Origin of the sequence: Rufibacter hautae (assembly GCF_008271695.1) — a bacterium.
Classification (GTDB): domain Bacteria; phylum Bacteroidota; class Bacteroidia; order Cytophagales; family Hymenobacteraceae; genus Nibribacter; species Nibribacter hautae.
The window spans coordinates 1,183,709-1,195,429 of sequence record NZ_VKKY01000001.1 but is presented as its reverse complement, the minus strand read 5'-3'; the positions used below and the strand labels follow the sequence as shown (position 1 = coordinate 1,195,429).

Genomic DNA, 11,721 nt, shown 5'->3' with positions numbered 1-11,721 from the left:
AGGGACAGGTACCCGACAGCTTCTACGCGGTTGCCATGCCAGAATTCTTCGGGGTAGTATTTTCTGCGTTCCTGGAAAGAGCCTTCTTTTTTGTTTTCTTCTTTTTGTTCCACCACACCAGAAACCCGGTGATGGGCAGGCTGGCGCAGATAAGGCTGATGCAGAAAGCCAGAATTTTGCCCGGTAAGCCCCACACCGCGCCTATGTGGAGGTCATAGTTGAGCAAGGATAGTTTATCGGCGAAGCCTGCCTCTTCATAGCGATCACCTTGTACCCGGAAGAGCTTTAGCGTGTACTGGTCATAGTAGTACTCGTTGCGGTTGTACCAGGAGCCGTGGTCCTGGTAGGCGATGATCTCAAGGGCATCGTCTTTGTCTTCCAGGATGGGCGTCATGTAAAAACCCTGCGCGTCTGGTTCTACCGCTATGGTCTTGTACCAGGCCCGGTCCAGCGCCGAGACTGGGTTGTTGGCCAGCAGCGCCACCTGGGTAGTGTCTGAATGCGGGTGGTGGTGCTCTGGTAATTCTTTTCCGCCGGAGGTGACGTAGTAGAGGCCTTCTTCAAACCATTTGAAGCTCCAGACCAAACCCGTGATTCCTAAGGCCAAAGCTAAAAGCAGACTGTAGAAGCCCAGCACGTTATGCAGGTCATAGTTGACCCGCTTGAAGCTGCCATTCCATTTGATCTTGAAGCTTTTGTCGCGGTTAGATTTGTTCCAGCGTCTGGGCCACCACATCACAAGTCCGGTCACCAGCAGCACCAGGAAGATGAGCGTGCAAACACCTACTATAGGGCGCCCGATGTCATAGGGAAGCCAAAGGGCCCGGTGTCCATCAATGATGAACCGGAAGAAATCAAACTCCCCTTTGCCAATGGACTTTTGTTTCTGCAGGAACTCGCCGGTATAGGGATTCAGGAAAACGGCCGTAAAACTGCGCTCTCCGTTCGCAAAACTACTGAAACCCACGGCAGCGGCTTCCTCGCGGTTGCTGTACGTAAGGCCGGTGGGCTTTACGCCGGGCATGTAGGCCAGGGCAGTATCCAGCAACTGGCTGGGCGGAACAAAGGCTTTCTCCTGGGCCTCCACAAACCGCCAAGGCTCCAGGGCATCTTTAATTTCTTGTTGAAAAGCGTAAAAACAACCCGTGATGCTCACAATAAACACCACAATGCCTGAGGCCAGGCCTAGCCAGAGGTGGAGCCAATCGTTCAGGCGTCTTAAGAGACTTGGGTTGCTTGATTTTTTACTTTTCATGTTGTACGCAAGGGGGAATAGGTAAAAATACCTCCAGCCTTGGCCAGGTAAGCAAAGGCTGGAGGGAAAAGGGTTATTTCAGTCTGGCGATCCCGCCTAAGAAAGAGCCTTCAATTACAGCTCCTTTGGTAGCGGTGGCAGTAGCAACATCGGTTTGGTAGATATTCACCACGCCATTCGTGGAAATGGCGGTGTATACTTTGCCTTCGTCCAGCAAGGCGGCGAAGCTTCTGCCTCCGTTACCGGTGAATTGAGGCGCGTTGGCTACCGGGGTGATGGTTTTAGCCGATAGGTCCACAATGGCAAGTCTTAGGTTTTTGTCTGACCATCTGTCTGCCAGGGTAGGGGCCACGGTGGTGATGGCCGCGAACAACTTGTTATTGCCTATGTAGATGGCGTGCGCAATTTTGCCTCCGTTAGGGGCGGTATCGGTGTTGAAGAAGTAGTTTTGGTCAAATTCTGTAGAACCAGCCGCAATTCGCAGGATACCCGCTGGTTTGGTAGATTGGCTGTAGCCGTTGGAGTAGCTGCTGTTGGAAACGGTGTAAAGATCACCATTTTCGGTCTTGAAGATACCTGACCGGTTGTTGAACGCCCCGGCCGGACCCGTACGGGTGTCTTTGATCACTTTCTGCAGCCCGAAGCCCGGATAGCTGTAAATGGCCACGTAGCAGGTATCGGTGTTGGCGGTGGCGTAGGTGGTATAGTTTACCGGATAGAACGTCTGGAACAGTTGATTACTTCTAACCTGCATACCGGTGTGGAATAACCAGTCTCTGTTGCTAGGGTGGATGTTGTTCATAGGCACATTCGCTCTGTTGGTAATGCTATTGGAAGCGATGTCCACCGTATAGAAGTTGGCGTTCAGGCCGGCCGTAGGGCTGGCGGGCATGGAAACCCCCACCATGGTAGTACCGGCACCGGTAGGGTCAATGAAGTCGTTGTTGGCTTGCTCAAACGTAAGGCCAGTCTTAGTTGTCAGCTGGTTTGAAGAGTTCAGGCTAATGGTATTGACATCCGTAATGCCCAACCCCCCGATGCTGTAGAAATTGCCCCCACCGAACGCGTAATCACGGTAGCCTTCCTGCAGAAGACCGTTGCCGGTCAGAGAGATGGTGCCGCTCATGAGGTTGCTGGTCTGCACTACATAGTTGGTGGTGGCAGTAGAAGTGGTAACTCCCACGCCTAAGGCAAACACTTTATCTGATTCGGCCACTGGGGTTGGGTCGTCGTTATCATTATCGCTACAGGAAAAAGAGGTAAAAACTACCCCTGCTAAAAAGCTGAACTTGGCTAGTTGTTTGATCGTGGACTTCATTTAGGTAAGGATTGGTTGGTAATCTTAATTGTTGAAAAAGTATCTGGCTCTCAAGAAGAAGGATCGGCCGGGTTTTTGAAGCTTGAAATTATCAAAAAGCTTATTGTCAGTCAGGTTTCGGCACTCCAGGGAGAGGCCGTATTTCCCGTTTTGCAGCGCATAGTTGACCATTACATTATGGGCTACCTGGCGCGGGATCATATCTTGGTTGTTTCTTCCCAAGTGCTCCCAAGTGAAGAAGTATTCCTCCACGTAGTTGAGGTTGTAATTAAGGGTAAGCACGTTGTCTTTTGCACCCAGATCGGTGAAGGAATATCCTACTTCCGCGTTTCCGAACAGATAAGGCATATTGGGGATGCGGTAACCGTATCCTAGGTTCTTGTAGACGGTAGTGCCAGTGAGATTGGTGCTGGTCAGGAATTCCTCTTTGTCCAGAATGCTCTGGTAGGTAAGGTTCAAGCCCATTTGGAGCCTGTTTTTCCAGGAATACCTGAAATCGCCTTCTACTCCGTTGGTTACCACGTTCCCCATGTTGATGTACTGCCGGTCAACTGGCTGGGCTTGTCTTTGGTCTAGCCGGATGTAGTCATCTGAGTTCCGATAGATGTAGTTAGCCTCTAATGCGAATTGATGGTCTGCGTGGGGCTTAAAGGAATAAGCGGCGCCTACGTTCACGTTATCGCTTTTCTCAGGCTTCAAAGCAGAGTTCCTCCGGACAAACAGACCGTCTCCCAACAATTCTATCGCCTCGGGCAAGCGGTAGGTATGCTCATAAGAGGCTTTTACCTGTAACTGAGGCAAGATGAAACCGGCAAGTGCGGTGCCGTAGCCTATGTTATTTGTTTTGGTCTGGCTAGGCTGGAAGTTCGGCTCACCCGTTCCGTCTGAGATCTGTTCAAAAGAACTGGCATTTAACAGGTAAAGCTTGGAAAAGGCCGTAGCATTGAACCGGTTTTTATTCAACTGCCAGGCAAGGCCCATCACCTGCTTGTTCAAGGCTTGAGGATACCGGAACGTCACGTTTTGCGGGTCTTCCACATCGCTTGATTTTCGCCCGAAATCAGACAAAACATAGTTAAAGGAAAGAGATTGGCTGGGAAAGAGTGCGTAGCTGAGGTTAGCGGTTACCAAGCCTTCTTTGTCACGGTTCTTCAGCTGCGTCCGGTTAAATTCTGCCGTGCTCGTTTCTCTCGTTTCCTGGTTCCAGTTGTATTGCAGGCGGGTGGTGTCCACAAACTGGTTCTGCGTCATGTTATAGGCGCTGTACAGGCTCAAGTCCAGGCCTTGGACAAAAAGATTGGCTTTGCGGTACTTCACCGTCGGGATCACGGAAGAGGAGCGGGTGGTTCTGGCGCCAAATACCTGATCCATGATCACGCCGGTCTGGATCTCCTTGTCGTTGCCCGAGGCTATCAATCCTACCAGGAAAAGATCAGCATATTTTTTACCGGTGACGCCTCCTTCTAGTTGAAGAGTACCCGATTTATAGGCATCATGGAAACGCTCTACTTCTTTCATCGCTTCCCTTTGGCCGGTGGTAAAGTTGATAGGCTGCACATCCACCTTATAGTTATTGTCTGAGTAGTTATAGAAAGCGTTCGCCCGGAAGGTAAGCCCGCTTTTAAGATTGGTGAAGGCGCCGTTCACGGAGGCTTTGTGCGTGTTGAAAGATCCAACGCCATAGGAAACGTCCAGGAAGTTAGGGTTGGCCCGCGTCACGATGTTCACCGCGCCGCCCAAAGCGTCCGCGCCCAAATGGATAGGAAGAACGCCTTTGTAGACTTCCACCCGTTCGGCCATGGTGACTGGCAGGTTGTTGAGTGTTAAGGAAGAGCCGAAATTATCCATGGGGATGCCGTCCAGGAAGAATTTGACCTGTTTTCCGGAAAAGCCGTTCAAAGAGAAACTGAAGTTGGAGCCCACGCCCCCTTCCTCCCGGATGCGGATACCAGTGGTTCTGTTCAAAGCTTGGTTGAGATCAGCGGAAGTGCTGTAGAGCTTCTTGGTATCCAGCACCGTCACGTTAAAGCCCTCTTCTTTAATAGCGGTGTTCTGCGTTTTTCCGGTCACCAAAACCTCGTCCACGTTCAGACTTCCTGATAAAGCAATGGTGCCTAGGTTGGTGGTGCGGCCCGCCGTGATGCGTATTCTGCTCGTTTTTGAAGAATACCCCACAAACGAAATAACCAGGTCATAATCTCCTTCTTGAGCGGCTAGGGAAAAGAAGCCGTCGGCGTTGGTCTGTACCGCCGCCTCGGTGCCTTTGATAAACACGTTGGCAAACTCAATGGCTCTGCTTCCAGTGTCGGTTACCTTCCCTGAGACAGTACCGGTGTTTTGTGCATATCCAGCCAGAGAATCGGTGAGAAAAAAGAAGAAAAAGGCGAAGAGCCCTTTATATAAAGGAGAAGTAAGCTGTAGAAAGTTTAGAGAGGACCGTAATCTCATATTGTGAATCAAGTCGTTGACCTGATAATTAGACTAATTCTAAATAGTAGCACAATATTAGCCGATACAACTTACAATCCCAAGTTATTTAGAATGATTCTACAAAGCTGAAGGTGATGGCGACCTAGTTCTCTCAGCAGCTAGCCAAAAGTGGAATACCAATAGTGGTAATTTAATTTGTCTCCAAAGAGCCCCCCTTTCTACATCCCTAAGGTTTTCCGCGACCTTGTATCTCCTGTCTAAGTTATGGGTGTGTTAAGGCTTCCTGCTAAACCCCTCTTTGCTTAATGGTTTTTTAATCTCTCCTAAACACTGTAGTAAATCCTGCTTTTGAGTTTTGCAGGACGATTACCTAGCCGCAATAGGAGCAGTTCTTGGGTAGCCCAGACTCTGGTAAGGATGGCCCCCTTACGCTTTTCCTTCCAACGCTCTTCCAATGGATCATTACTCAGTCTGTACATACAAAACCATCCATCCTTAAACTAAACCTGTTTAGCATGATAAGAATCTCTACCGTAAAAAGAAGAGGCAACTACTTAGGGAGATGCTCCCTGTTGCTTCTGGCGCTGCTCGGCGTTGTTCCTCTGGAGGGTTTTGCCTCCAAAGCGGGGCACGGTGCCAAGGCTTCTGTTGATTACCTTAACAGGCACCTGGAGTATCAAAGTAGACCAGTGACTGGCGTAATACGGGATGCCGCTGGCCAGCCGTTGGTGGGGGTCTCGGTCATCCTGAAAGGGACGACCAACGGGACCATCACTGATACGGAAGGCAAGTTCACTCTCAATACCGCCGGCGTTGACCAACCTGTCTTGTTGTTTTCATTCATCGGGTATGTGAAGCAGGAGATTGCTTTAGGCAACAGTAGTTCGCTGGAGGTAACCTTGGCAGAGGATTCCCAAAGCCTGGAGGAGGTGGTGATCACCGCCTTGGGCATTAAAAAGGAGAAAAAAGCGCTGGGGTATGCCGTGCAGGAAGTACAGGGAGAGGATTTGGTGAAAGCCCGCGAAGGCAACGTGGTCAGTAACCTGACGGGCAGGGTAGCGGGGCTTACCATCAAAAGCTCCACCGACCTTTTCCAGGACCCGGAGATCAGCCTGCGGGGAAGAAAGCCCTTGATCGTGATTGATGGGGTGCCAGACCAAACCGCAGACCTTTGGAAGATCAACTCCGATGACATTGAAAGCGTGAACGTGCTGAAGGGCTCCACCGCCTCTGCCCTTTACGGCTCCATTGGGCGGAACGGGGCCATCATGATCACCACGAAACGGGGGAAAGGCACTGACCTGAGCGTAGAGGTAAATTCCTCCACGCTTCTTCAGCCTAGTTTTATCAAAATACCCGAAGTGCAGACAACCTATGGCAACGGGAACAATGGCCGGTATGCCTACGTGAACGGCTCGGGTGGTGGCGTTGAAGGAGCCGGTTGGATCTGGGGTCCTAAACTTGACCAACCCGATGCTTCCACGCCAAGCGGCTACTGGGAGACTCCCCAGTACAACAGCCCGGTAGATCCGGTGACGGGTGCCCGGCAGCCCTTGCCTTGGCGTTCCAGGGGCAAAGACAACGTGAAGAATTTCTTTGAGACCGGAATGATCTCCACCAACAGCGTAAGCCTGACCAAAGGTGGAGAGAAGGGAAGTTTCAGAGCCGCCGCCTCGCATATCTACCAGAAAGGGATCGTCCCAAACACCGGCTTGAACAACAGCTCGTTCAGTGTCTCGGGGAACTACAGCCTTACAGAAAAGTTAACCGCCGACACCCGGATCAGCTATAACCGACAATACACCGACAATTACCCCGAGACCGGTTACGGGCCTACCAATTACCTGTACAACCTTATTCTGTGGACGGGTGCCGATGTAGACGTAAGAGACCTGAGAAACTACTGGATAGAGGGAAGAGAGGGAGAGCAGCAGAGGCACTACAACCAATCTTGGTACAACAATCCCTACTTTCAGGCTTATGAGTACCAGCGCGGCTACTATAAGGACAACACCTTCGGGGTAGTCACCCTGGACTATAAGTTCAACCCGGCTTTCAGTGCCATTTACCGGACTGGCGTGAACATCTACGGCCTTACAAGAACTACGAAGGAGCCTAAAAGCTATGTGGGGTACAATGATAAATCACGGGGTAATTACTACGTGAGCAGCCAGAACTACTTTGATGTGGTTTCTGACCTGATTTTGCAATATCAGCATGAATTCCACAGAAACCTTTCCGTCAAAGCGCAGGTGGGGGGCTCCAATAACTACCAGAACCTGAAAGGCCAATCGGTGAACACAGATGGGTTGACCATTCCGGGATTCTACAACATCAGCAACTCCGCCAATCCGGTGCAGGGGCAGAACAACTTAGAGGAACAGAAGAAGAACAGCGTGTACGGGGTGGTGGACCTTGAACTGTTCGGGGCGGTCTATCTAAGCCTAACCGGGCGTAACGACTGGGTTTCTACCTTGCCTATTAGCAATAAGTCCTTCTTCTATCCGGCAGTTTCGGGCGCGGTGGTGGTGTCTGACTTGATCACCATGCCTACGGTTTTGTCTTACCTGAAACTGCGCGGCTCCTGGTCCCGCGTCTCGGAAGGCCGCATCGGGCTTTACCCGTACAGCCATCTAGCTGCCTATGAGAACGGAGTGAAATGGAACGGAACCCCATCCCAGTATTACGGGAATAATGACCTGAATCCTGAAATTAAGCCCGAAACGTCTGATACCTGGGAAGCAGGTTTGGAGTTCAACTTCTTCAAGAACAGACTTGGGTTTGATGTGACCTATTACCAGGCCAGGGATTATAACAACATCACCAACATTCCGGTTTCGCTTTCCAGTGGATACGCCTCCCGCTTGGAGAACGGGAACGTGTTCCAGCGGAAAGGCCTGGAAGTAATCGCCCGGGTTACTCCCCTCAAGCGCGATGACCTGAGATGGGATATTACCGCCAACGTAAGCCAGTACCGCCGGTACCTGAAGGAGATATTTGGGGGAGCAGAAGAACTGAACCGCCTGAAAGTTGGAGACCGTACCGACAAAATCTATGCGACCGTCTACGAAAAAGACCCACAGGGCAACATCATCTACAATTCCAACGGTTTCCCCAGGACTGATCCTTTTTCCCGCGCCATCGGGTATGACGAACCAGACTGGGTCTATGGAATCGAGAATGCTATCTCTCTTAAGAACATCAGTTTGCGCTTCCTTTTTGACGGCCAATTGGGCGGACAAATCTACTCCACTACCAACCAGAAGATGTGGTGGGGAGGAACGCACCCGGGTACAGTGAACCAGTTCAGGGATGAGGCAAACGCCGGACAGGCTACCTATGTGGGCAACGGCGTGGTGGTGGTTAGTGGAGAGGTGAAGTATGATGGCCAGGGCAACATTGTGGAAGACACCCGGCAGTTTGCGCCTAATGAAAAAGCGGTGAGCTACATCAACTACATGATCAACACCAGCAACGGACCAGCCTCCAACTACCATTACTACAAAGAAACGTTCCTGAAGCTCAGAGAAGTAACCCTTTCCTATCAGATTCCAAGCAAAGTACTGCAGCGGTTGCCTATCCGTTCGGCGGCTATCTCCTTGGTGGGACGTAACCTGCTGCTTTGGTCTAAACTGCCTAATGTGGACCCAGATACAGGGGTAGACAACCTGCAAACCCCTTCTACCCGCAGCATGGGCGTTAACCTTGACTTTAAGTTCTAAAGACCACAGAAATGAAAAAAATACATATACCTTTCCTGTTTCTTCTTCTCAGCTGCCTGGCCTCTTGTGAGGATTTCGAGAGCCTGCAGCTTGACCCCAACAGAACCATCCAGGCGTCCCCGGATCTGCTATTAACCAATATTGAGACAAAGGCCTTCAACGAAATCAGCCTTTCTGCGGCTTTGGCCTCCCGCTACCTGACCAACACCGATGGCGTGTCTTTGAACCAGTACTACGGGTGGCAGCGCTCGGGCTATGAAAACTACGATCATTTAAAACAAGTGGTCAAAATGGAAGAAGAGGCCGCCCGTACCAACCGGCCGGCGTATGCCGCGCTGGCAAAGTTTTTCAGGTCCTACTTTGTGGTGGAGCTCACGCAAACCTTTGGGGACATTCCTTACGCGGAGGCCTTGAAAGGAGGCGAAGGTGTTTTCTCGCCCGTCTACGACAAGCAGGAGGACATCTATCTGAACGTTTTGCAGGAATTGAACGAAGCCAATACGTTACTGGCTAACTCCACGGAAACCGTAACGGGTGATGTCATTTACAAGGGCGATCTCAAGAAGTGGCAAAAACTGGTGAATTCGTTCACGTTGAGGGTATTAATGAACCTGTCCCTGAAAGAGAACCATGCAGGTTTGAGGGTGAAGCAACGCTTTCAGGAGATCGTGAACAATCCAGCGCAGTATCCTATTTTTACTTCCAACAGCGACAACGCTTCTTTGCCCTTCTATGACCTGGAGGCCAACCGTTACCCTTATTTCAACAGCAACGACTTGCAGACTGCCTACTACATGGAAGAGGGGTTTGTGACCTTGCTGCAGAACCTCAAAGACCCGCGTCTGCCAAAGATGGCGGATGTGGCTCCCTCCAAAAGCAGTCTTCCGGAAGGTGACCTGAGTGCTTACGGAGGAGTGAAGGGAAGCGAAACCCTGGATGTGAACAAAACCAAGGTGGTTAGCGGCGATGCCTCCAAAATAGATGCTCGTTATTACAATAACCCGGTAAATGAGCCAAGTGTGGCGCTGGGCTATGCGGAGGTGCAGTTCATCCTGGCCGAGGCTGTGCTGAGGGGCTGGATAGCTGGTAACGCTGATACGTTTTACAAGAAAGGAATAGAGGCCAGCATGCTCACCTACGGCGTTCCCCAGGAAGGGATCACCGCTTACGTTCAAAGCCCCGAAGTGCAGTTGCCCGCTTCCCGGGAGTTGGAGTACGTGCTCACGCAGAAGTATATTGCTTTCTTTATGAACTCTGGCTGGCAGCCTTTCTTTGAGCAGCGCCGCACCGGAATGCCTTCGTTTGATGTGAGTGGGGCAGGGGTGTTGAACCAGAAGAGAATCCCCAAGCGCTGGATGTACCCAGAAAGTGAATTCAACCTGAACAGGCAGCATGTGGAGGCCGCCATCGCCCGTCAGTACCCCGAGGGGGACAACATCAATGGCACCATGTGGATCCTGAAACCAGAGTAATTGACCTAACTTGTTTTCTATGCATTTTTTCAAAAACACCCTATTAACGCACCTTCTGTTTCTGCTGGGGTTAGTCTTCTCCATCACGGCACACGCACAGTCAGGGAAAAAGAAAGTGGTCTTCGTGATTGTAGACGGCATCCCGGCCGATGTGCTGGAGAAGCAACACACGCCCAACATGGATAAAATAGCTGCCATAGGAGGCTATACCCGCGCCCACGTAGGCGGGGAGAAAGATGCTTACTCCCAAACCCCCACCATCTCAGCGGTAGGCTATAACAGCTTACTAACCGGTACCTGGGTGAACAAGCACAACGTTTGGGACAACAACATCAAGGCCCCTAATTACCATTACTGGAGCATCTTTCGGTTTCTGAAGCAGCAATACCCAGAGAAGAAAACCGCCGTCTTCTCCAGTTGGCTGGACAACCGGACAAAACTAGTGGGGGAAGGTCTTCCGGAAACGGGTAATCTGCAGGTAGACTATGAGGTGGATGGTCTTGAGTTGGATACCATCACCTTTCCGCATGACAAGGAAAGGCGGTTTATGCATCTGATAGATGAGCAGGTAGTGACGAAAGCCTCGGAGCACATCAAAGACAAAGCGCCCGATCTGTCCTGGGTGTATCTAGAGTACTCAGACGATATGGGCCATTACCATGGCGACAGCGAGCAGCTGAACAAAGCAGTGGAACTAGTAGACAACCAAATGGGCCGATTGTGGGATGCCATTGATTACCGGCAACGGCAGCATGGCGAAGACTGGATGATGGTCATCACCACAGACCATGGCCGAGACAGCAAAACCGGTAAACATCACGGCGGACAATCTGAAAGAGAGCGCACCACCTGGATGGTCACAAACGCCAAAAACCTGAACGCCCAGTTTAAAGAAAACCGGCCCGGCATCGTGGATATCATGCCCACCATCGCAAGATTCCTTCAGGTTGACTTACCACGTGAAGCTCTGATGGAAATAGATGGAGTGCCGCTCACAGGTGACGTTTCTATTGCGAAGCCAAAGGCCGTCTATGAGAATGGTGAGCTCAAGCTAGGCTGGAAAGCAATGGACAAGAAGGGAAAGGTAAAGGTATGGCTTGCGACAACCAACCATTTCAAAAATGGCGAGAAGGACGAGTACAAGCTTTTGAAAACAGTGCCCATCAAGGAGGAGAAAGTGGTGATTCCTGTCAAGGAACAATCCTCAGGACTTTACAAAGTGGTCTTAGAAGGGCCTCACAACATCGTGAACAGATGGGTGGTGTTGAGTAAGAACTGAGCGAAGTCTTATTAGAACTGGTGACTGTAGAGGGAGCTCAAAGTAAACTTTTTGTAGCCCTGTTCAGAGCGTATGATTCTTGCTTGTTTTTACAAAACTAAACAGAAAAGGCTACTGGTCATCAGTAGCCTTTTCTGTTTAGAGCACTTCTATCTAAGCGTTGATTTATCCTTACTTTACCAGAAACAGCCAATAAACGGAAGCCATTGCCCGGGAACACTTTTGCCTCCTGCGCCGATAGCAGC

General features: G+C 50.8%; 6 protein-coding genes. 3 read left to right on the top strand and 3 right to left on the bottom strand.

What is annotated here, in order from left to right; all coding sequences use genetic code 11:
- Nucleotides 1–22: 22 nt before the first annotated feature.
- The 3 genes from FOA19_RS04500 to FOA19_RS04490 all read right to left on the bottom strand — a co-directional run bounded on the left by FOA19_RS04500 (nucleotide 23) and on the right by FOA19_RS04490 (nucleotide 5,021).
- A complete protein-coding gene (locus FOA19_RS04500; protein ID WP_149089575.1) occupies nucleotides 23–1,255 on the bottom strand; it encodes a PepSY-associated TM helix domain-containing protein in 1,233 nt (410 codons plus the stop codon).
- A 73-nt stretch (nucleotides 1,256–1,328) separates the two neighbouring features.
- Nucleotides 1,329–2,573, bottom strand: coding sequence for a DUF4374 domain-containing protein (locus FOA19_RS04495; RefSeq protein ID WP_149089574.1), 1,245 nt, complete (start codon nucleotides 2,571–2,573; stop codon nucleotides 1,329–1,331).
- Between the two features lie 24 nt (nucleotides 2,574–2,597).
- Entirely contained in the window at nucleotides 2,598–5,021 is a 2,424-nt protein-coding gene (locus tag FOA19_RS04490) for a TonB-dependent receptor (RefSeq protein ID WP_149089573.1), read from the bottom strand.
- 497 nt (nucleotides 5,022–5,518) lie between these two features.
- Between FOA19_RS04490 and FOA19_RS04485 the strand changes: the two genes are divergently transcribed.
- Genes FOA19_RS04485 through FOA19_RS04475 form a run of 3 tightly spaced genes read left to right on the top strand, consistent with a single transcriptional unit; the run spans nucleotide 5,519 to nucleotide 11,476 of the window.
- Nucleotides 5,519–8,725: a SusC/RagA family TonB-linked outer membrane protein gene (locus tag FOA19_RS04485; RefSeq protein WP_149089572.1), complete on the top strand. Its 3,207-nt coding sequence runs from the start codon at nucleotides 5,519–5,521 to the stop codon at nucleotides 8,723–8,725.
- 11 nt (nucleotides 8,726–8,736) lie between these two features.
- Entirely contained in the window at nucleotides 8,737–10,197 is a 1,461-nt protein-coding gene (locus tag FOA19_RS04480) for a SusD/RagB family nutrient-binding outer membrane lipoprotein (RefSeq protein WP_149089571.1), read from the top strand.
- A 19-nt stretch (nucleotides 10,198–10,216) separates the two neighbouring features.
- Nucleotides 10,217–11,476, top strand: coding sequence for an alkaline phosphatase family protein (locus FOA19_RS04475; RefSeq protein WP_149089570.1), 1,260 nt, complete (start codon nucleotides 10,217–10,219; stop codon nucleotides 11,474–11,476).
- Nucleotides 11,477–11,721 lie beyond the last annotated feature (245 nt).